Genomic DNA, 19,875 nt, shown 5'->3' with positions numbered 1-19,875 from the left:
CACTGGATGCACATAAAAATGACCGCAGACCCGGCCCTCTCCGGCCTCACCGGCTCCATCATCCACGACGAGATCGTGCCCGCGCGCGCGCCATGGCTGCACCCTGTGCGCGCCGGCGAGGTGCTGCGGATCGTCGATCTCGAGGGCAACCAGGCGGTCGATTTCCTGATCTATGCCGCCGCCGACGATGCCGAGCGTTACTCGGCGCAGGATACGGTCGCGGCGCAAGGCAACCTGTTCCTGCGTACCGGCACGGTGCTGTTCTCGAACGAGGGCAATCCGCTCATGACGATCGTCGACTCCGCGGTCGAGTATCACGATACCATCGGCGGAGCCTGTTCGTGTGAAAGCAACACCTTGCGCTACGGACATCACACAAGACATCAACATGCCTGCGTCGATAACTTCCTCGAGGCCAACCTCACCCAAGGCCGCGGCAAGCGCGACATTGTCAGCAATATCAACTTCTTCATGAACGTTCCTGTCGAGGATGACGGGACGCTCGGCATCGTCGACGGCATCTCGGCGCCGGGCCTGACGGTCGACCTCAGGGCCGAGATGGACGTGATCGTCGTCGTCTCGAACTGCCCGCAGATCAACAACCCCTGCAACGGCTTCAACCCGACGCCGGTGCGCATGATCGTGGCAGCGGCGTGAGCTTCGACACCGTCCTCATCGCCAACCGGGGCGCGATCGCGACGCGGATCATCCGCACGGCGAAGCGCATGGGGCTGCGGACGGTGGCGGTCTATTCGGACGCCGACGCAGGCTCGCTCCACGTCAGCGCGGCGGACGCGGCGGTGTGCATCGGGCCGGGCCCGGCGGCGCTGTCCTATCTCAATGTCGAGGCGATCCTCGCGGCGGCGAAGGCCACCGGGGCAGGCGCGATCCACCCCGGCTACGGCTTCCTCGCCGAGAACGCCGAGTTCGCGGAAAGCTGCGCTGCCGCCGGAATCGCCTTCATAGGGCCGACCCCGGACAACATCCGCACCTTCGGATTGAAACACTCCGCCCGCGCGCTGGCCGAGGCGCACGGCCTCCCGCTCGCGCCGGGCACTGGCTTGCTGACCGGCGCAGACGAAGCCGCCGTGGCCGCGAACCGGATCGGCTATCCCGTTATCCTCAAGGCCACCGCAGGCGGCGGCGGCATCGGCATGCGCATCTGCGAGAGCGAGGCGCAGGTGCGCGAGGGCTTCGTCGCCGTCGTCCGTCAGGGCGAGGCAAGCTTCGGCGACGCAGGCGTCTTCCTCGAACGCTACGTCCCCCGCGCGCGCCACCTCGAGGTCCAGATCTTCGGCGACGGCAAGGGCCGCGTCATGGCGCTGGGCGAGCGCGACTGCTCGCTTCAGCGGCGCAACCAGAAGGTGGTGGAAGAGGCCCCCGCGCCCTGCCTTTCCGACACCAAGCGCGCCGAGCTGATCGCCGCCGCCGTCCGGCTGGGCGAGGCGGCGGGGTATCTCTCCGCAGGGACGGTCGAGTTCCTCTACGACGCGCAGCGCGAGGACTTCTTCTTCCTCGAAATGAACACCCGCCTCCAAGTCGAACACGGCGTTACCGAGGAGGTGACCGGGATCGACCTCGTCGAGTGGATGATCCGCGGCGCGGCGGGCGATTTCGCGATGCTCGACGCGCCCGCGCCCGAGACGCGCGGCCATAGCGTGCAGGTCAGGCTCTATGCCGAAGACCCGGCGATGGACTACCGCCCGACGGTCGGCACGCTCACCAACGTCGCCTTCCCGGACGATATCCGCGCCGAAACCTGGGTGATGGCGGGGAGCGAGGTCAGCGCCTTCTACGATCCGATGCTGGCGAAGCTCATCACGCGGGGGGCGACCCGCGAGGAAGCCATCGCGAAGATGCAGACCGCGCTCGATGCCTCGCGGGTCGACGGAATCGAGACCAACCTCAGGTGGCTGCGCGAGGTCGTGCGGCACGAGGGTTTCACCTCCGGCAATGTCTCCACGAAGCTGCTCGAAGGCGTCGCCTACCAGCGCCGCGCGATCCGCGTGATCGGCGGGGGGACGGCGACCTCGGTGCAGGACTGGCCCGGACGGCTCGGCCTGTGGAACGTCGGCGTGCCCCCCAGCGGGCCGATGGACGACAAGAGCTTCCGCCTCGGCAACCTGATCCTCGGCAATCCCGAGGGCACGCCAGGCCTCGAAATCACCGCCAGCGGCCCGACGCTGCTGTTCGAGGCTGAGGCTACCATTTGCCTCACCGGCGCCGATTTCAGCGCGACCATCGACGGCGCCCCCGCGCCGCGCGGCGAGGCGATCACCATTGCCGCAGGCCAGACCCTCGCCATGGGGCGCGCCAGCGGCGGAGGGATGCGCGGCTATATCCTCGTTGCGGGCGGGCTCGACGTGGTGGCGTATCTGGGCAGCGCGAGCACCTTCACCCTCGGCCAGTTCGGCGGCTCCGCCGCGCGCGCGCTGGTGGCGGGCGATGTGCTGCATCTGGGCGATGCGCCAACGGGAGAGCCGCTCCCCGCCACGCTCCCGCCGCTGACCCGCGAGTGGCGCATCCGCGTCCTCTACGGCCCCCACGGCGCGCCCGATTTCTTCACCGATGCCGACATTGCCGCCTTCCTCGAGGCCGAGTGGCAGGTGCATTACAACTCCAACCGCACCGGCGTGCGCCTTGTCGGCCCCAAGCCCGAATGGGCGCGGCGCGACGGGGGGGAGGCGGGGCTCCACCCGTCGAACATCCACGACAACCCCTATGCCATCGGCGCGGTCGACTTCACCGGGGACATGCCGATCATCCTCGGGCCCGACGGGCCCTCATTGGGCGGCTTCGTGTGCCCCTTCACCGTGATCGCGGCGGATCGCTGGAAGATCGGGCAGCTGAGCCCCGATGACCGCGTGCGCTTCGTGCCCGTCAGCATCGCCGACACCGCGACGCCGCAGCCGATCGCCGACCTCTCGCCGATCCTCGCCAAGCTGCCCGCCAGTGCCACCCGCCCGCGCACGACCTACCGCCAGCAGGGCGACCGCAACATCCTCGTCGAATATGGCGAGATCGTGCTCGATATCGAGCTGCGCATCCGCATCCATGCGCTGATGCAGGCACTGGAGGCGATGCAGCTGCCCGGCGTGATCGACATCACCCCCGGCATCCGCTCGCTGCAATTGCACTTCGACGGGGAGCGGCTCGATCAGGCGGGGGCCCTGAAGGCACTGATGGCGGCCGAGGAGGCGATGGGCGACCTTGCCGACTTCGAGGCCCCCTCGCGCATCGTCCACCTGCCGCTGAGCTGGCGCGATCCGGCGACGCAGGAGACCATCGACAAATACATCGCCGCCGTGCGCGACGATGCGCCGTGGTGCCCCGACAACATCGAGTTCATTCGCCGCATCAACGGGCTGCCGGACGCCAAGGCGGTCGAAGACCTGATCTTCGATGCGAGCTATCTCGTCCTCGGGCTGGGCGACGTCTATCTCGGCGCTCCCGTGGCGACCCCGGTCGATCCACGCCACCGGCTCGTCACCACCAAATACAACCCCGCGCGCACCTGGACCCCGCCCAATGTGGTCGGCATCGGCGGGGCCTATATGTGCATCTACGGGATGGAAGGGCCGGGCGGCTACCAGCTGTTCGGGCGCACCATTCAGGTGTGGAACACCCACCGGCAGACCGATGCTTTCACTGAAGGGAAGCCGTGGCTGCTGCGGTTCTTCGATCAGATCCGCTTCTTCCCCGTCAGCGCGGCGGAGCTCGCCGAGTGGCGGCGCGACTTCCCGCATGGGCGGCGCGCGATCGCCATCGAGGAAACCACCTTCCGCCTCGCCGATTACCGCAAGTTCCTTGAGCAAAACGCCGCCAGCATCGCCGCCTTCGAAACCACCCGTCAGGCCGCCTTCGATGCCGAGCGTGCGGCGTGGGAAGCGAGCGGCGAGTTCGACCGGGTCAGCGCGCTGCTCGGCGCGGAGGGCGGCGCGGGCGATGCGGCGGCGATCGAGGTGCCCGAAGGCGCGGACCTCATCGAAGCGCCCTTTGGCGGGAGCGTGTGGAAACTGCTCGTCAGCCCCGGCGACACGGTGGCCGAGGGCGAGGTGATTGCGGTGATCGAGGCGATGAAGATGGAATGCCCCTTCGAGGCTCCGGCCAGCGGCACGGTGGAGGCGGTCTATATCGCCGAGAGCCAGTCGGTGCACCCCGGCGCGCCGATGCTGGCGCTGCGGAGGGCGTCATGAGCGCCTTCACCCGCCTGAGTGTCGGCACAATCGCGCAGGCCGTCAACAACGGTGCGACCACGGCGCTCGCCATCATGGAAGAGACGCTCGCGCGCCTCGCCGCCTATGACGCGCACCAGCCGCAGCTGTGGATTGCCCGCGCCGACCCGGCCGCCCTGCGCGCCGCCGCCCGCGCCGTCGACGCGCGCGTGGCGGCCGGCGAGCGCCTGCCGCTGGCTGGCGTGCCCTATGCGGCCAAGGACAATATCGACGTTCACGGGCTCGAGACCACCGCCGCCTGCCCGGCCTTCGCCTATAGCCCCGCGCGTTCGGCCACGGTGATCGAGCGGCTGGAAGCGGCAGGCGCGATCTGCGTCGGCAAGACCAATCTCGACCAGTTCGCGACCGGCCTTGTCGGCACGCGCAGCCCCTATGGCATCCCGCGCAACGCCTATAACCGTGACTATGTGAGCGGGGGCTCGTCCTCGGGCTCGGCGGTGGCGACGGCGACGGGGCTGGTGGCCTTCGCGCTCGGCACGGATACGGCCGGATCGGGGCGCGTGCCGGCGGCATTCAATCACCTTGTCGGCTTCAAGCCCAGCAAGGGCCGCTGGAGCACGCGCGGGCTGGTGCCGGCCTGCCGCAGCCTCGATTGCATCACGGTGTTCACCGATGCGCTCGAGGATGCCGCGCTGGTCGATTCCGTGCTGGCGGGGTTCGACGCGGAAGACCCGTGGTCGCGCCCGCTCGCCGATGTGCCGCTGGCAGGCACGCGCCGCATCGGTGTGCCGCGCAAGGGCCAGCGCCAGTTCTTCGGCGATGTGCAGGCGGAATATCTCTACGACCGCGCGCTGGCGGCCCTCGCGCAAGAGGCCGAACTGGTCGAGATCGACATCGAACCGCTGCTCGAGGCTGCGCGGCTGCTCTACGGCGGCCCGTGGGTGGCCGAGCGCGCGGCGGCGGTGGCGGGGCTGCTGGAGAGCAATCCGCTCGCGATCGATCCGGTGGTGCGCGAGGTGATCGCGCCGGGCTCGGCGATGCTGGCGACCGAGCTGTGGAACGGGATCTACCGCCTGGCCGAACTCGCCCGCGGGGCCGAGGCGCTGTGGGGCAAGGTCGATGCGCTCGCCTTCCCGACCACCGGCACGACCTACCGCGTGGCCGAGCTGCTCGAGGCGCCGGTGGCATTGAACAGCAACCTCGGGTTCTACACCAATTTCGTGAACCTGTTGGATATGGCCGCGATCGCCGTGCCCGCAGGGGCGCGATCCAACAATACCGGCTTCGGCATCACCCTGATCGGCCCGGCCCATAGCGACAAGGCCCTGATCGCCCTCGCGCAGGCCTATCTGTCCGTTGCCGCCTTGCCGCCCCCGCCACAACTCGACCTTGGAGAGCACATGGACACCGTCAAACTCGCCGTCGTCGGCGCCCACCTCGAAGGCATGCCGCTGCACTGGCAGCTGACCAGCCGGGGCGCGACCTTCGTGGGGGCGACCACCACCGCGCCCAATTACCGGCTCTATGCGATGGCCGATAGCGTGCCGCCGAAGCCGGCGCTGGTGCACTCCAAGGACGGCGCAAGCATAGCTCTCGAGGTCTACGAGCTCGACATGGCCAGCTTCGGCAGCTTCACCGCCGAAGTGCCCCCGCCGCTTGCCATCGGCACGGTCACGCTGGCGGACGGCAGCAGCGTCAAGGGCTTCGTCGCCGAGCCGCGCGCGCTCACCGGCGCCGAGGACATCACCCATCTGGGCGGCTGGCGCGCCTACATCGCGTCGCGGTGAGCGGATGGCGGGGCGGATCCTCGATTGGCTGAAGCGAGAGGGGGGCGAGCCCGCGTCCCCCGAGGCGGAGGCGCTTGCGCGCCTTGCCGCTGCGCGTGACGCCGCCGAGGCCGCCAACGAAGCCAAGACCCGCTTCCTCGCCAGCGTCGCCCACGAGATCCGCTCGCCCTTGAACGCGATCTACGGCTACGCCCAGCTGATCGAGCGCGGTGAGGGCAAGGACGCGCTCTCCGCCGCCCGTGTGATCCGCCGCAGCGCCGAGCACTTGGCGCACCTCGTCGAAGGCCTGCTCGATATCGCGCAGGTCGAAGGCGGGGCGATGACGCTGTCGCGCGAGGCGATCCGCTTCCCCGAATTCCTCGACCAGCTGATCGCGATGCTCGACTTGCAGGCGCAGGCCAAGGGCCTCGCGCTGGTGCTCGAGCGGCCGGAGCGCCTGCCCGAATTCGTCCACGCCGATCCCAAGCGTTTGCGGCAGGTGCTCATCAACCTCATCGCCAACGCCATCAAGTTCACCGATCACGGCAGCGTCACTCTCAAGGTCGACTACCGCAACGAGCTTGCGACCTTTACCGTGATCGACACCGGCATTGGCATCGCGCCCGAGGATGCCGAGCGCATCTTCGCGCCCTTCGAGCGGGTCGGCAGTGCTGCCGCGGAGCGTCCCGGCGTCGGGCTCGGCCTCGCCATCACGCAGGCGCTGGTGCACATCATGGGCGGCGAGATCCGGCTCGACAGCAGGCCCGGCGAGGGATCGCGCTTCACCGTGCGGCTGATGCTCTCGCAGCCGCTCACCCCGCCGTCCGAACCCGCGCCCGAGGCTGGCGCGGTGACGGGCTATATCGGGCGCGAGCGCTGGGTGCTGCTGATTGACGACGACGCGGCGCATCTCGCGGTGGTGCGCGGGCTGCTCGAGCCGCTGGGCTTTCAGGTGCGCACCGCCAGCGACGGCGAGAGCGCGCTCGCGGCGGCCGCGCAGTTCCAGCCCGATCTGGTGCTGTGTGACGTCGCGCTCGGGGCCGACAACGGCTGGGAGATCGCCGCCCAGCTGCGCCGCCGCCACGGCGCGGCGCTCAGAATCGTGATGCTCTCGGGCGAGGTCCACCTGGTCGAGGGCGATGCGCACGACACCCTCATCCTGAAGCCCTTCGCCTTCGACGACCTGCTCGATTGTGTCGCCGACCAGCTCGGCGTCGAATGGGTGCGCGCCGCGGGCGAACCGCGTGCGGCCGCGCCCGAAGCGCCGGCTGCGCCGTCGCTCCCGCTGGTGATCGCCCCTGTCGCCGCAGCCCATTGTGCCGAGATCGAGCGGCTGGTGCGGATCGGCCATGTCCGCGCGATCGAGGCCGAGATCGACGCGCTCGCCGCGCTCGCCCCCGAAGCCGTGCCGTTCGCCGAAAGGATGCGCGCCGCGCTCGACAGCTTCGACTTGAAGGCGCTCGCGGGCCTCGCCAAGATGGTGCAAGCCGATGCCGCATAGGGACACCATCCTCGTTGTCGACGACAACCCGGACTCGCTCCGGTTCCTGGTCGACACCCTCGATGCCGAGGGCATGACCGTGCTGATCGCGCGCAGTGGCGAGGCGACGCTGGAACTGCTCGGCGAGGTGCAGCCCGATCTCATCCTGATGGATGCGGTGATGCCCGGGATCAGCGGGATCGAGACCACGCAGGCGATCAAGCGCACGCCCAAGACCGCGCATATCCCGGTGATTTTCCTCACCGGCCTCAACGATCCCGAACACGTCGTCGCCGCGCTCGGCACGGGCGGGGTCGATTATGTGAGGAAGCCGATCGTGGTCGAGGAGTTGCTGGCGCGCATCCGCGTCCACCTCGCCAATGCGCGCGGCGCGCACCGCTCGCGCCTCGCGCTGGGCTTTGCGGGGCGCAGCCTTGCGGCGCTGGGGGAGGGCGGCGCGCTCGCCTGGTCAACCCCGCAGGCCGACAGCCTGTTCCTCGCGATCGACCCTGCGTGGACGCCCGAGAGCGCGCGGCTTCCCGAGGCCCTTGCCGATGCGGTAGCGCAGCTCACCGCGGGCGAGAGCGTGCAGCCCGCCGCCACGATCCGCGCCAGCGTGCGCGGTATGGAGATCGACCTCGTCCTGCTCGAAAGCGACCGTCCGGGCGAGGTGCTGGTGAAGCTCACCGAGGTGCGCGAGGACGGCAAGATCGCCGCGCTCCAGAAGCAGGCCGGCCTCACCCGCCGCGAGGCCGAAGTGCTCTTGTGGGTGAGCTATGGCAAAACCAACAAGACGATCAGCGAGATCCTTGGTATAAGCCCGCGCACGGTCAACAAGCACCTCGAACAGGTGTTCCGCAAACTGGGGGTCGAAACCCGCGCGGCAGCGACCGCGATTGCCGTCAGACTGATGTCTGACTGACCGGCTAAGACGTTCCAAATCAGTTACTTGTTTCGGGTTCGCAGAGTTCTACGTCATTTGCCCACTTCCTCGCGCGCGCGAGGTTGCCATGGCTGGTGGCCTAGGAATTGAACCTTTCTCAAGCAGGGGTGCGTCATGGCCGGAGTTCAGGTTGGCAAGCGGATCATCGGAGCCGATGCGCCCGTGACCGTCGGCTGGGAGAATATCGGCAAGGTCGAAGGCGGGCCGATCAAGCAGTTCGTCTTCACCTACTTCCAGCCCTTCATGCTCTTCGCCGCGATCGCCTTCTGGTACTACGCGCCCAACTGGCTCGCCGTCGCCTCGACCGCGATCGCGATCCGGCTCGGCTGGACGGTGCTGCTGCTGGTGCTCGAATGGGTCAACCCGCGCTACCGCAGCTGGCAGCTGACGTGGAAGGAATTCGCGACCGACGTGTTCTACGTCGCGCTCGGCATGACCTTCCTGCGCATGGTCGATGCCTATATCGGCGACGGCGCGATGGTAGAAGCGGTGCAAGGCGCCTTCGACTGGAAGAAGTTCGACTGGTTCACCGGCCTGCCGCTGCTGGTGCAGGCGGTGATCATCTCGATGCTGTTCGACTTCGGCCAGTACTGGATGCACCGCGCGATGCACAACTGGTACCCGCTGTGGCTGACCCATGCGCCGCACCACTACATCACCCAGCTCAATGTCCAGAAGGGCGCGGTCGGCAATCCGGTCGAGCTGTTCCTGATCGGCCTCGGCATCGGCGGCTTCTTCGACTTCCTGCCGCGCGCCTTCCTGCTGGCGGGCGCGATCGGGATGACGGTGAGCGTCTACCAGCACATCAACGTGCGCTTCAACACGCCTGCCTGGTGGCGCTTCATCTTCAACACGGTCGAGCACCACTCGGTCCACCACTCGCAGGACTACGAGGCGACCCGCAGCAACTACTCGGGCACCTGGATCATCTGGGACCGCATGTTCGGCACCTGCGTCGACGGCGAGGCCGAAGTGCTCGGCATGGAAGGCGGGCGGCGGATGGACATCGGCGAGACGATGATCTTCCCCTTCCGTGAAGGCTGGCGTTCGACCAAGGCGTGGTTCGCCAGGCGCTTTGGCGGCGGGGCGATGCAGCCCGCGCTGGAACCGGCCGAGTGAGCGGGGCCGCCGGAACGTTCGAAACACCGCGCCGTGCCATGCCCGGGCTGAGCCTCCCGCTGATCGACAATATCTGGCGCGTGCGCGGCGCGGTGCCGATCGATCCGGGCATGTCTGCGGCCGAGGCCTTCGCGCGGATCGATCCGCTGCTGCGCACCCCCGGCACCGACATGACCGAAGAGGGCGGGGTGCTGACCTACGCCAAGCATAACCCCGCCGCGCAGGACAAGCTCGCGACCTTCACCCGCGGGCGGATGTGGATCGAGCAGGCGGGCGCGGGCGCGGTGCTGCGCTTCGACCTGTTCAGCCACGCGCTGCTGCTGTGCTTCCTCGCCCCGCTGCTGTTCCTCGGCTTCGCCCAGCTCGCCGTCACCATCAACGCATGGGAGGCGTCGGGAACCGAGGCCAGCGAAAAGGCGGAGAAGAAGGACGAGAAGAAGCCCCCGGTGGCGAAGAAGCTCCACCCCGTCGACGAATTCCTCGGCGCGCCCGCGCCCGAAGACCCGAGCAAGAAGAAGAAGGACGAGAAGAAGAAGGACGAGGGCCGCCATTCGCCGACCGAGGGCTATGTGCTCGCGGGCATCTTCGCGGCGATCTATCTGGTCGGCCGCTGGCTCGAGCCCTTCCTTGTCCGCCGACGCCTGCGCGCGGCGCTCGCCGGCCCGCCGCCCGCCGCCTAGGACAGCCGCGCGAAATTGGCCACGCCGGGGGCGCTGGTGCGCTGCGGCGACGGGGCGGGTGCGCGGGCGGGCTGCCCCGGCGCAAGGCCTGACAGGGCTTGCCTGACCGCGGCGAGCGCCTCGGCTTCGAGCGAATAGAACACCAGCTTGGCATCCTTGCGGGTCACCACCAGCCCCGCCTTGCGCAGCACGCCCAATTGCTGCGAGAGCGCGGGCTGGCCGATGCCGGTCGCCTGCTCGATCTCGCCGACATTGCGCTCAGCCCCTGCCAGCGCGGCGAGGATCCGCCAGCGCAGGGGGTGGGCGAGCGCCTTCAATGCCTCGACGAGGGGCCCCTCTGCGATCATGCGGCGGGCCCCGTCTCGCGCAGGAACCACGCGGTCGCCTCCTCGGCATCGAACACCGCGTCGAGATCGTGGCCGGGCTGTTCGAGCAGCGGATCGCCCGGGTGCCAGTTGGCAGGGGCGAGGGCGCCTTTCGCGTCGACCGCCTGCAAGCCGTCGAGGATGCGCAGCATCTCGGGGATCGAGCGGCCGAGGTTCGCCGGATAGCAGGTCATCGCCCGGATCACCCCGTGGGGGTCGATGAAGAAGGTCGAGCGCACCGCGCCGCTGTCGCGGTCGGCGGCGCAGACCATGCCGAAGGCGCGGGCGATCACCAGCGTCGGGTCCTCGATGATGGGAAAGCGCACCTCCACGCCGAAGCGGTCGCGGATCATGCGCAGCCACGCGAAGTGGGCGAAGAGGCTGTCGACTGAGAGCGCCATCAGGTCGCAGCCGCGCCGGGCAAACGCGTCAGCCTCGCGGGCGAGGGCGACGAATTCGGTGGTGCACACGGGGGTGAAATCCGCCGGATGCGAGAACAGCACGAGCCAGCGGCCGCGGTGGGCGGAGAGCCGGACGGGGCCGACGGTGCTGCGCGCCTCGAAGTCCGGGGCGAGGTCGCCGATGCGCGGGGGAGCGGCGGGTTGATCCATGCGGATAGCATAGACCTTGACCGAAGGCATTGCAATACATATACACGATTTATGAAAGTGATTGGAGATATCGCCATGAGCAGCCCCGATCGTGTGCTGGACCAAGCCATCGCGCAAGCCACCAACGCCGCCGCCGACCCCGCCTTGCGCCCCGAAATCGCGAGCTTTTTCGATCCCGCCACCTTCACCGTGACCTACGTCGTCCACGATCCCGCGACCCGCGAGGCGGCGATCATCGACTCGGTGCTCGATTTCGATCCGGCCTCGGGCCGCACCGCGACCACCTCCGCCGACGCGGTCATCGCCCATGTCACTTCGCAAAATCTGAAAGTGACATGGCTGCTCGAGACCCATGCTCACGCCGATCACTTCTCGGCCGCGCCCTATCTTCAGGAGCAGCTCGGCGGGAAAATCGCCATCGGCGCCGAGATCACGCGGGTGCAGGCTGTGTTCGGCAAGCTGTTCAACGCCGGCACCGAATTTGCGCGCGACGGATCGCAGTTCGACGTGCTGTTCCGCGACGGCGACAGCTTCACCATCGGCGCGCTGCCGGTCACGGTGATGCACGTCCCCGGCCACACGCCCGCCTGCATCGCCTATCTTGTGGGCGATGCGGTGTTCGTGGGGGACACCATGTTCATGCCCGACTACGGGACGGCGCGCGCCGACTTCCCGGGCGGCGACGCGCGAGCCTTGTTTCGCTCGCTGCGCCGCATCCTCGCGCTCCCGCCCGCGACGCGGCTGTTCATGTGCCACGACTACCTGCCCGAGGGTCGCAGCGACTATGTGTGGGAGACCACCGTCGCGGCGCAGCGTGCGGGCAATGTCCACGCGCATGACGGCATCGCCGAGGACGATTTCGTGGCGATGCGCGTGGGCCGCGACGCGACCCTCGCCATGCCGCGCCTGATCCTGCCGAGCGTGCAGGTCAACATGCGCGCAGGGCACCTGCCCCCGCCGGAAGAGAACGGCGTCACCTACCTCAAGCTGCCGGTGAACGCGGTATGACCTTGCCCGGATTTCCCGATGCCGCGCCGGTTGCCGGCCTGATCGGCGGCGGGCTGATCGGGCTTGCCGCCGCGCTGATGCTGCTGGGCGCAGGGCGGATCGCGGGCGTCTCCGGCATCGCGGCGCGCGCTTTTGGCCTGGCCGAGAGCTCGCTCCCCCGCGGGCAGGCCTTCGCGTTCCTCTTGGGTCTGCCGCTCGGCGCCGCGATCGTGATGCACCTGACCGGAGCCGCCGTGCCCGCCTTTGCCGGCCCGGTGACGCTGATCGTCGCCGGGCTCATAGTCGGCGTCGGCACCCGCCTCGGCAGCGGCTGCACCAGCGGGCACGGGGTGTGCGGGATGAGCCGCCTCTCGCAGCGCTCGCTGGTGGCGGTTGCGACCTTCATGGCGACCGGCTTTGCGACCGTGGCGGCGATGAACGCCTTCGGCCTCGCTGTGCTGCCATGATCCGCGCATTTGTCCTCCCGCTCGTCTCGGGCGCGATCTTCGGCGCGGGGCTGACCATTGGCGGCATGACCGATCCGGCGCGGGTGCGGGGGTTCCTCGATCTCTTCGGAGCCTGGGACCCGACGCTCGCCTTCGTGATGGGCGGAGCGGTGGCGGTGATGGCGTTCGCCTGGGCGATCCAGCGCCGGATGCAGCGCCCGGCCTTTGCCGAGGGGTTCTCGCTGCCCGACCGCTCCGACATCACCGCGCGGCTTGTGGGCGGCTCGGCGCTGTTCGGGATCGGCTGGGGCATCGCAGGGCTTTGCCCCGGCCCGGGCTTCGCCGCGCTCGCGATCGCGCCGGTGCCGGCCGCGATCTTCGTTGCCGCGATGCTTGTCGGCATGGGGATCGCGCGTCTGTGGGAAGCCAGAGGCGCATGATCGACACCCTGCACCTGATGCTCGGCGCGCTGTCGGGCGTGCTGGTCGGCTTCACGCTGGGCTTGGTCGGTGGGGGCGGGTCGATCCTCGCGGTGCCGCTGATGGTCTATCTGGTTGGCGTCACGAACCCCCACGTCGCGATCGGCACCAGCGCGCTCGCGGTCGCCGCGAATGCCGCAATCGGCCTCGCCCAGCACGCGCGGGCGGGCGACGTGCGCTGGCCCTGTGGGACGGTCTACGCGGCCTTCGGCGTGATCGGCGCGCTCGCCGGTTCGACCCTCGGCAAGAGCGTGGACGGCGAGAAACTGCTCGTCCTCTTCGCGCTGCTGATGCTGGTGGTGGGCGCGCTGATGCTGCGCAGCCGCAAGGCGCAAGGCGACCCTGGCGTCAGGCTCGGCCGCGACAATGCCCCCAAGCTCATCGCCTATGGCCTCGGCACCGGCGCGTTCAGCGGGTTCTTCGGCATTGGCGGCGGGTTCCTGATCGTGCCGGGCCTGATCGCTTCGACCGACATGATGATGGTGAACGCCGTCGGCACCAGCCTTGTCGCGGTCACCGCCTTCGGGCTGGCGACGGCGGTCAATTACGCCGCCTCGGGTCTGGTCGACTGGAGCCTTGCCGGTGTGTTCATCGCCGGGGGAGCGGCAGGCGGCCTTATCGGTACCCGCGCCTCGCACCGCCTTGCCGCAGGGGGGCAGCTCAAGACGATCTTCGCGCTGCTGATTGTCGCGGTGGCTTTCTACATGCTCTTCAAGAGTGGACAGGCGCTGTGGGGTTAGTCCCCAAGCGCCTGACCCTGCACCGCCGGGCTCCCCCCAATTCGCCCGGCGGTGCAACCCTTTCGCCGGCAAACCGTATATCGTGTGCAGCGATTGCAATTGATCGCGAGCCCTGAGGGATTAGCTGCCAGTCATGTTCGACCAACTCGACGCCCTGCTGCTCGCGCGGATCCAGTTCGCCTTCACGGTGAGCTTCCACTTCTTCTTCCCCGCCTTCTCGATCGGCCTCGCGAGCTATCTGATGGTGCTCGAGGGGCTGTGGCTGAAGACCGGCAAGAGCGTCTATCTCGACCTGTTCAAATACTGGCTGAAAATCTTCGCGATCGCCTTTGCGATGGGCGTCGTCTCGGGGATCGTGATGTCCTACCAGTTCGGCACCAACTGGTCGGTGTTCTCCGACAAGGCGGGGCCCGTCATCGGCCCGCTGATGGCCTACGAGGTGCTGACCGCCTTCTTCCTCGAGGCGGGCTTCCTCGGCGTGATGCTGTTCGGGATGAACAAGGTCGGCAAGAAGCTGCACTTCTTCGCGACCTTCATGGTGGCGCTGGGCACCTTCGTCTCGGCCTTCTGGATCCTCAGCGTCAACAGCTGGATGCAGACGCCGACCGGCTACCTGATCGGCGAGAACGGCCAGTATCTGCCCGGCGAGAGTTGGGCGGCGATCATCTTCAACCCCTCCTTCCCCTATCGTCTCGTCCACACCGTCATGGCGGCCTACCTCACCACCGCCTTCGTGGTCGGCGCGGTCGGCGCGTGGCACCTCCTTAAGGACCGCGCCAACCCGCATGCGCGAAAAATGTTCTCGATGGCGATGTGGATGGCGGCAATTGTCACCCCGGCGCAGATCTTTGCGGGCGACATGCATGGTTTGAACACGCTCGAGCACCAGCCCGCCAAGGTGATGGCGATGGAGGGGCATTACCAGAGCCACCCCGATGGCGCGCCGCTGATCCTGTTCGGCATCCCCGACAGCGAAGCCAAGACCGTGCGCTACGCCATCGAAATTCCCAAGATGTCGTCGCTGATCCTGAAGCACGATCTCGATGCGCCGCTCGCGGGGCTCGACACCATCCCCGATGACCGCGAGCCGCCGGTCGGCGTGGTGTTCTGGAGTTTTCGCATCATGGTCGGCATCGGATTTGCGATGCTCGGGATCGGGCTGTGGAGCTTGTGGGGACGCGCGCGCAGGCGGCTTTACGACATGCCGTGGCTCCACCGCGCTGCCGTACTGATGGGGCCGAGCGGTTTCGCCGCCGTGCTCGCCGGATGGATCACCACTGAAGTGGGCCGCCAGCCTTTCGTGATCTACGGCCTGCTGCGCACGGCTGACGCGGCGAGCCCGCTCGATGCGCCTGCCGTGGCGGCCTCGCTGCTCGCTTTCATCGTGGTCTACTTCACCGTCTTCAGCATCGGCGTGTGGTATATCCTGAAGCTCATGGGCAAGGCGCCGCAGCCGGGCGAATACGGGGTCAAGCGCGGCGATGTCGGCCCGATCCGCACTGCCGGGATCACCCCGGGGCCGACACAGAACCCGGGCGGCGAGGAAACCCTGCCGACCGATCCCCAACCCGGTTCGACCGACAAGGAGCCCGCCTGATGGACCTCACCGTCGTCTGGGCCTTCATCATCGCCTTCGCCGTCTTCGCCTATGTGGTGATGGACGGCTTCGACCTCGGCATCGGCATCCTCTTCCCGACCTTCAAGCCGGGGCGCGAGCGTGACCGCGCGATGAACTCGATCGCGCCGGTGTGGGACGGGAACGAGACCTGGCTGGTGCTGGGGGGAGGGGGCCTGTTCGCCGCCTTCCCGCTGGCCTATGCAGTGATCCTGCCTGCGACCTATCCGCTGATCATCGCCATGCTGCTCGGCCTCGTGTTCCGGGGCGTGGCGTTCGAATACCGCTGGCGCGACCCGGCGCACCAGAAGTTCTGGGATGTCGCTTTCTCGGGCGGCAGCTTCGTCGCCGCGCTGGCGCAGGGGATGACGCTGGGCGCGCTGCTGCAAGGCATCGACGTTGTGGATCGCGCCTATGCGGGCAGCTGGTGGGACTGGCTCACCCCCTACACCCTGCTGACCGGCTTCGGCACGGTGGCAGGCTATGCTTTGCTCGGCGCCGCGTGGCTGATCTGGAAGCTCGACGGTGAGGAGCAGGCCCACGCCCGCAAGCTCGCGATCCGCTGGGGCGCGGCGACGGTCGTGCTGATGGGGGCGGTGAGCCTCTACAACATTGCCTTGAATGCCGAGTACGCCGCCCGCTGGCTCTCCGCGCCCGAGATCTACTACGTCGCGCCGGTGCCGATCCTGACCGCGATCGTTGCGCTGTCGATGCTGCGGGCGATCCTGAAGGAGCGCAATTCGAAACCCTTCTGGCTGGGGATCGCGCTGTTTTTCCTCGGCATGAGCGGGCTGGGCGTGACGATCTGGCCCTATGCCGTGCCCGAGAGCGTCACCATCTGGGAGGCCGCCGCGCCTTACCGAAGCCAAGCCTTCATGCTGGTCGGCGTGGCGCTGACCCTGCCGCTGATCATCGCCTACACCGCCTGGGCCTATTGGGTGTTCCGCGGCAAGGTGGCTGACGAGGGGTATCACTGATGCTTGCCCCGCCGGAGATGGAGCCCGAAAAGCCGCTCTGGCAGCGCCTCCTGTGGATGGTCGGCATCTGGGCGGCGAGCGTCGCGGTGCTCGGCGCGGTCGCCTGGATCATCCGCCTGTGGATCGCGCCATGAGCCGCCTGAAGGTCTGGTACGACGGCGCCTGCCCGCTGTGCCTGCGCGAGATCGCGGTGATGCGGCGGCTCGACCGGCGCGGGCGGATCACCTTCATCGATGTCGCCGAGGGCAGCGACCCGTCCTGCCCCGTCGACCGCGCCCAGCTCCTCGCGCGCTTCCATGCCGAGGAGGACGGGGTGATCCACGACGGCGCGGCGGCCTTCGCCGCGATGTGGCGCGCGATCCCGCTGCTGCGCCCGCTGGGGCTGGCGGCAAGGAACCCCCGCGTGCTGCGCTTGCTCGAGGCGCTCTACATCCGCTTCCTGCGGCTGCGCCCGCGGCTGCAACGCCTGTTCGCCTGAGAATAGCGCTTGCCCTTGGGCGGCGCTTGGGGCTTTCTCCCTTCCAAACACAAGGGAGAGAACCGCCGCCATGACCTATTTCGGCGCGATGCAGAACGAGATCTACAACGCCGGCCTCAAGGGCATCCTGCCCACCTACCCGGTCGATTTCGCCACGTTGGAAAAGCGCGCGCACGAGGCGTTGGGGCCGATGCTCACCAACTATGTCGCGGGCGGCTGCGGGGACGAGCACACGCAGGACCAGAACGCGGCGGCCTTCCACCACTGGGGCATGGTGCCGCGCATGATGGTCGATTGCTCGACCCGCGACCTCTCCATCGAGCTGTTCGGCCACCGCTACCCGACGCCCTTGTTCATGGCCCCCATCGGGTTGAACGGAGAAGCCTCGCAGGACCGCCACGGCGACATGGCCGCCGCGCGCGCCTCGGCGCTGACGGGGGTGCCGTTCTGCGCCTCGACCCTCGCGAATGATCCGCTGGAGGAGGTGAAGGCCGCCTGCGGGGACACGCCCGCGTGGTTCCAGCTCTACACCCCCAAGAACAAGGAACTCGCCACCAGCCTGATCCGCCGCGCGGAGGAGGCGGGTTACAAGGCGCTGGTGGTGACGCTCGACACCTGGGTGACAGGCTGGCGGCCGCGCGATCTCAATGCGTCGAACTTCCCGCAGCTGCGCGGCAAGGTCTTGCAGAACTACTTCACCGATCCCGTGTTCCGCTCGCTGCTGGCCCGGCCGCCCGAGGAAGACCCGGCCGCGGCGATCTTCACCTGGGCCGCGACCTTCGGGCAGGTGCTGACATGGGAGGACATGGCGTGGTTCAAGTCTGTGACCAAGCTCCCCATCGTCCTCAAGGGCATCTGCCATCCCGACGACGCGCGCCGCGCGGTCGATAGCGGAGCCGACGCGGTCTATTGTTCGAACCACGGCGGGCGGCAGGCCAATGGCGGGATCGCGGCGATCGATTGCCTTGCCGATGTGGTCGCGGCGGCGGGGGACACCCCCGTGCTGTTCGACAGCGGCGTGCGTTCGGGGACCGATGCGGTCAAGGCGCTGGCGATGGGCGCGCGCGCGGTCGGCGTCGGGCGGCCCTATACCTATGGCCTCGCATTGGGCGGGGCCGAGGGAGCCGCATGGGTGCTGCGCTCGATCCTTGCCGAGACCGATCTGCTGATGGCGGTCAATGGCTATCCGACGCTCGCCGACGTGCGCGCGGCCGGAGTGCGGCGCACCGACCGTTAGCCTGCGCCGCCCCGGGGCTTTGGCTGTTGACCTGTTGGTAACGGTTTTTGCGCAATACGGCGTTAGGACTCGTTTTATCCACAGGTTTGGTGTTAACTATCGCAAGATAACAAAGCCGCCGATTCGGGGACGCAACAATGGAAAAGCCGACTATCTGGTCCAGCGGACCGGATCCCATGCGCCGCACTGTTTGCCTGTCGAATGAACACTCGCGCCGCGCGCGCTATGGCCGCCTTCAGCCGATGGAAAAGCCCAAGTCGCTGCTGCTGCGGTTCTTCGGGTAATCCTCACCCGCCCGATTTGGCGAGCATCACCAGCTTGGTGTCGGTGAAGGCGAGGTAGCCTTCCTCGCCCCCTTCCGATCCGAACCCGCTGTCGCCGACCCCGCCGAAGGGGGTCTCGGGCGAGGACACGATCAGCTGGTTGATCCCGACCATCCCGGCCCGCAGCGCCTTGCCGAGGTAATGTGCCTCGTCGAGATTGCCCGAGAAGGCATAGGCGGCAAGGCCGTAGCGCAAGCTGTTGGCGATCCCGACCGCGTCCTCGATGGTATCGAAGGGAACGATCCCCGCGATCGGGCCAAAGGGCTCCTCGGTCATGAAGCGGCTGTCGGGCGCGGGATTGGCGATGACGGTGGGCTGGAAGAAGAACCCGCTGCCCGGGATCGCCGCGCCGCCGGTCACCACCTCGCCGCGATTGCCGCCCGTATCGGCGACCACCTGCTCCATCGCGGCAATGCGCCGCGCGTGGGCAAGGGGGCCCATGTCGACGCTCTCGTCCGCGCCCGGATCGCCGACCTTGAGCTTGCTCGCCGCCGCCGCGAAATCGGCTACGAAGCTGTCGTAGATCTCGCGCGCGACCAGGAACCGCGTCGGCGAGACGCAGACCTGGCCTGCGTTGCGGAACTTGGTCCCCGCGCACATCGCCGCCGCGCGCGCGACATCGGCGTGCTTGCTGACAATCACCGGCGCATGGCCGCCGAGCTCGGGCGCAAAGCGCTTCATGTGGGTTGCGGCGAGCGCGCCCAGCTGCTTGCCGACAGCGGTCGATCCGGTGAAGCTGACCTTGCGGGTGACGGGCGAGGCGACGAGGCGCTCGGCAATCGGGCCGGGGTCGCCGTGGACGAGGCCCAGCACGCCCGCAGGCACGCCCGCATCGACGAAGCATTCGACCAGCAGCTGCGCGCTTCCCGGCGTGTTCTCGGCGGGCTTGAGGATCGCGGTGCACCCCGCCGCGAGCGCGCCCGCGATCTTCTTGGCGGGGAGGTTCACCGGGAAGTTCCACGGGGTCAGCAGCACCGCCGGGCCGATGGGTTCGTGGGTCACCATCTGCGCGATCAGTTGGCTGCCGCGGGTCGGGATCAGCCGCCCGCCGCGGCGCTTGGCTTCCTCGCCGAGGAAATGGATCACGTCGACCGAACCGGTGATCTCGCCCAGCGCCTGCGCGCGCGGCTTGCCCATTTCGGCAGTGACGACGCGGGCGATCTCGGGCGCGCGCTCGCGCAGCAGATCGGCGGCGCGGCGCAGGATGGCGTGACGCTCGGCCCCCGAGGTCGCGCTCCATGCGGGGAAGGCATCGCCTGCGGCCTTCAATGCCGCGTCGAGCTGGGCGGGGCCGGCCTTGGGGCACTGAGCGATTTCCGCGCCGGTCGCGGGGTTGATCACCGCCATCGTCCCGGCGTCGCCCGTCTCGATCCACTCGCCGTTGATGAGGAACTTGAGGGCGGGGTAGGCGGTCATCGGCGTTTCCTTCGGTCGGGGGCGGGGGCCTTTAGGTG

The 19,875-nt window shown here is 68.4% G+C and carries 19 protein-coding genes; 16 read left to right on the top strand and 3 right to left on the bottom strand.

Annotated features, from left to right (window positions below):
- The first annotated feature begins 18 nt into the window (after positions 1 to 18).
- From PFX90_RS14015 to PFX90_RS13985, 7 genes are all read left to right on the top strand, one after another.
- Positions 19 to 657, top strand: a complete 639-nt coding sequence (locus PFX90_RS14015; protein ID WP_285713188.1) for an urea amidolyase associated protein UAAP2 — start codon at positions 19 to 21, stop codon at positions 655 to 657.
- Complete coding sequence (gene uca, locus PFX90_RS14010; protein ID WP_285713187.1) at positions 654 to 4,196, top strand: urea carboxylase; 3,543 nt, start codon at positions 654 to 656, stop codon at positions 4,194 to 4,196. The genes PFX90_RS14015 and uca overlap by 4 nt, the downstream gene beginning before the upstream one ends.
- Complete coding sequence (atzF, locus tag PFX90_RS14005) at positions 4,193 to 5,962, top strand: allophanate hydrolase (RefSeq protein ID WP_285713186.1); 1,770 nt, start codon at positions 4,193 to 4,195, stop codon at positions 5,960 to 5,962. The genes uca and atzF overlap by 4 nt, the downstream gene beginning before the upstream one ends.
- A 4-nt stretch (positions 5,963 to 5,966) precedes the next feature.
- A complete protein-coding gene (locus tag PFX90_RS14000) occupies positions 5,967 to 7,442 on the top strand; it encodes an ATP-binding response regulator (protein WP_285713185.1) in 1,476 nt (491 codons plus the stop codon).
- The gene (locus PFX90_RS13995; protein WP_285713183.1) at positions 7,432 to 8,343 is read left to right on the top strand and encodes a response regulator; all 912 of its coding nucleotides are present in this window, start codon (positions 7,432 to 7,434) and stop codon (positions 8,341 to 8,343) included. Before PFX90_RS14000 ends, PFX90_RS13995 begins: the two co-directional genes overlap by 11 nt.
- A gap of 135 nt (positions 8,344 to 8,478) precedes the next feature.
- Positions 8,479 to 9,483: a sterol desaturase family protein gene (locus PFX90_RS13990; RefSeq protein ID WP_285713182.1), complete on the top strand. Its 1,005-nt coding sequence runs from the start codon at positions 8,479 to 8,481 to the stop codon at positions 9,481 to 9,483.
- A gap of 38 nt (positions 9,484 to 9,521) precedes the next feature.
- Positions 9,522 to 10,163 (top strand): hypothetical protein, encoded by a 642-nt coding sequence (locus PFX90_RS13985; RefSeq protein WP_285713180.1) that lies wholly within the window; start codon positions 9,522 to 9,524, stop codon positions 10,161 to 10,163.
- Here PFX90_RS13985 and PFX90_RS13980 read toward each other — a convergent pair.
- Together PFX90_RS13980 and PFX90_RS13975 are read right to left on the bottom strand one after the other, a co-directional pair.
- Positions 10,160 to 10,510 (bottom strand): ArsR/SmtB family transcription factor, encoded by a 351-nt coding sequence (locus PFX90_RS13980; protein WP_285713179.1) that lies wholly within the window; start codon positions 10,508 to 10,510, stop codon positions 10,160 to 10,162. The two genes, PFX90_RS13985 and PFX90_RS13980, sit on opposite strands and share 4 nt — an antisense overlap.
- The gene (locus PFX90_RS13975) at positions 10,507 to 11,139 is read right to left on the bottom strand and encodes a peroxiredoxin (protein ID WP_285713178.1); all 633 of its coding nucleotides are present in this window, start codon (positions 11,137 to 11,139) and stop codon (positions 10,507 to 10,509) included. Before PFX90_RS13975 ends, PFX90_RS13980 begins: the two co-directional genes overlap by 4 nt.
- 75 nt (positions 11,140 to 11,214) lie before the next feature.
- On the opposite strand from PFX90_RS13975, the gene PFX90_RS13970 reads away from it, so the two are divergent.
- From PFX90_RS13970 to PFX90_RS13930, 9 genes are all read left to right on the top strand, one after another.
- Complete coding sequence (locus tag PFX90_RS13970; protein WP_285713176.1) at positions 11,215 to 12,147, top strand: MBL fold metallo-hydrolase; 933 nt, start codon at positions 11,215 to 11,217, stop codon at positions 12,145 to 12,147.
- Positions 12,144 to 12,593: a YeeE/YedE family protein gene (locus tag PFX90_RS13965; protein WP_285713175.1), complete on the top strand. Its 450-nt coding sequence runs from the start codon at positions 12,144 to 12,146 to the stop codon at positions 12,591 to 12,593. Before PFX90_RS13970 ends, PFX90_RS13965 begins: the two co-directional genes overlap by 4 nt.
- A complete protein-coding gene (locus PFX90_RS13960) occupies positions 12,590 to 13,012 on the top strand; it encodes a DUF6691 family protein (RefSeq protein WP_285713174.1) in 423 nt (140 codons plus the stop codon). Before PFX90_RS13965 ends, PFX90_RS13960 begins: the two co-directional genes overlap by 4 nt.
- On the top strand, positions 13,009 to 13,791 hold the full coding sequence (locus PFX90_RS13955; protein ID WP_285713173.1) for a sulfite exporter TauE/SafE family protein: 783 nt from the start codon (positions 13,009 to 13,011) through the stop codon (positions 13,789 to 13,791). The genes PFX90_RS13960 and PFX90_RS13955 overlap by 4 nt, the downstream gene beginning before the upstream one ends.
- Before the next feature lie 133 nt (positions 13,792 to 13,924).
- A complete protein-coding gene (locus tag PFX90_RS13950) occupies positions 13,925 to 15,388 on the top strand; it encodes a cytochrome ubiquinol oxidase subunit I (RefSeq protein WP_285713172.1) in 1,464 nt (487 codons plus the stop codon).
- Positions 15,388 to 16,383: a cytochrome d ubiquinol oxidase subunit II gene (gene cydB, locus PFX90_RS13945; RefSeq protein ID WP_285713171.1), complete on the top strand. Its 996-nt coding sequence runs from the start codon at positions 15,388 to 15,390 to the stop codon at positions 16,381 to 16,383. Before PFX90_RS13950 ends, cydB begins: the two co-directional genes overlap by 1 nt.
- The gene (locus PFX90_RS13940; protein ID WP_285713169.1) at positions 16,383 to 16,517 is read left to right on the top strand and encodes a DUF2474 domain-containing protein; all 135 of its coding nucleotides are present in this window, start codon (positions 16,383 to 16,385) and stop codon (positions 16,515 to 16,517) included. The genes cydB and PFX90_RS13940 overlap by 1 nt, the downstream gene beginning before the upstream one ends.
- Positions 16,514 to 16,861: a thiol-disulfide oxidoreductase DCC family protein gene (locus tag PFX90_RS13935; RefSeq protein WP_285713167.1), complete on the top strand. Its 348-nt coding sequence runs from the start codon at positions 16,514 to 16,516 to the stop codon at positions 16,859 to 16,861. Before PFX90_RS13940 ends, PFX90_RS13935 begins: the two co-directional genes overlap by 4 nt.
- 70 nt (positions 16,862 to 16,931) lie before the next feature.
- A complete protein-coding gene (locus tag PFX90_RS13930; protein ID WP_285713166.1) occupies positions 16,932 to 18,098 on the top strand; it encodes an alpha-hydroxy-acid oxidizing protein in 1,167 nt (388 codons plus the stop codon).
- Positions 18,099 to 18,385: 287 nt separating this feature from the next.
- On the opposite strand, the gene PFX90_RS13925 is transcribed toward PFX90_RS13930, so the two are convergent.
- A complete protein-coding gene (locus PFX90_RS13925) occupies positions 18,386 to 19,837 on the bottom strand; it encodes an NAD-dependent succinate-semialdehyde dehydrogenase (RefSeq protein WP_285713165.1) in 1,452 nt (483 codons plus the stop codon).
- Positions 19,838 to 19,875 lie beyond the last annotated feature (38 nt).

It is taken from the genome of Erythrobacter oryzae (assembly GCF_030271515.1).
Classification (GTDB): domain Bacteria; phylum Pseudomonadota; class Alphaproteobacteria; order Sphingomonadales; family Sphingomonadaceae; genus Erythrobacter; species Erythrobacter oryzae.
Note: the sequence above shows the minus strand (reverse complement) of the source record. Positions and strands in the feature narration are given on the sequence as shown.

What these genes read in the sequence shown, in the direction of transcription:
- PFX90_RS14015 (WP_285713188.1), top strand. Translation starts at nt 19, where the DNA reads ATGACCGCAGACCCGGCCCTCTCCGGCCTCACCGGCTCCATCATCCAC.
- PFX90_RS14000 (WP_285713185.1), top strand. Translation starts at nt 5,967, where the DNA reads ATGGCGGGGCGGATCCTCGATTGGCTGAAGCGAGAGGGGGGCGAGCCC.
- atzF (WP_285713186.1), top strand. Translation starts at nt 4,193, where the DNA reads ATGAGCGCCTTCACCCGCCTGAGTGTCGGCACAATCGCGCAGGCCGTC.
- PFX90_RS13940 (WP_285713169.1), top strand. Translation starts at nt 16,383, where the DNA reads ATGCTTGCCCCGCCGGAGATGGAGCCCGAAAAGCCGCTCTGGCAGCGC.
- PFX90_RS13980 (WP_285713179.1), bottom strand. Translation starts at nt 10,510, where the DNA reads ATGATCGCAGAGGGGCCCCTCGTCGAGGCATTGAAGGCGCTCGCCCAC.
- PFX90_RS13965 (WP_285713175.1), top strand. Translation starts at nt 12,144, where the DNA reads ATGACCTTGCCCGGATTTCCCGATGCCGCGCCGGTTGCCGGCCTGATC.
- PFX90_RS13955 (WP_285713173.1), top strand. Translation starts at nt 13,009, where the DNA reads ATGATCGACACCCTGCACCTGATGCTCGGCGCGCTGTCGGGCGTGCTG.
- cydB (WP_285713171.1), top strand. Translation starts at nt 15,388, where the DNA reads ATGGACCTCACCGTCGTCTGGGCCTTCATCATCGCCTTCGCCGTCTTC.
- PFX90_RS13990 (WP_285713182.1), top strand. Translation starts at nt 8,479, where the DNA reads ATGGCCGGAGTTCAGGTTGGCAAGCGGATCATCGGAGCCGATGCGCCC.
- PFX90_RS13935 (WP_285713167.1), top strand. Translation starts at nt 16,514, where the DNA reads ATGAGCCGCCTGAAGGTCTGGTACGACGGCGCCTGCCCGCTGTGCCTG.
- PFX90_RS13995 (WP_285713183.1), top strand. Translation starts at nt 7,432, where the DNA reads ATGCCGCATAGGGACACCATCCTCGTTGTCGACGACAACCCGGACTCG.
- PFX90_RS13970 (WP_285713176.1), top strand. Translation starts at nt 11,215, where the DNA reads ATGAGCAGCCCCGATCGTGTGCTGGACCAAGCCATCGCGCAAGCCACC.
- PFX90_RS13985 (WP_285713180.1), top strand. Translation starts at nt 9,522, where the DNA reads ATGCCCGGGCTGAGCCTCCCGCTGATCGACAATATCTGGCGCGTGCGC.
- PFX90_RS13950 (WP_285713172.1), top strand. Translation starts at nt 13,925, where the DNA reads ATGTTCGACCAACTCGACGCCCTGCTGCTCGCGCGGATCCAGTTCGCC.
- PFX90_RS13925 (WP_285713165.1), bottom strand. Translation starts at nt 19,837, where the DNA reads ATGACCGCCTACCCCGCCCTCAAGTTCCTCATCAACGGCGAGTGGATC.
- PFX90_RS13930 (WP_285713166.1), top strand. Translation starts at nt 16,932, where the DNA reads ATGACCTATTTCGGCGCGATGCAGAACGAGATCTACAACGCCGGCCTC.
- PFX90_RS13975 (WP_285713178.1), bottom strand. Translation starts at nt 11,139, where the DNA reads ATGGATCAACCCGCCGCTCCCCCGCGCATCGGCGACCTCGCCCCGGAC.
- PFX90_RS13960 (WP_285713174.1), top strand. Translation starts at nt 12,590, where the DNA reads ATGATCCGCGCATTTGTCCTCCCGCTCGTCTCGGGCGCGATCTTCGGC.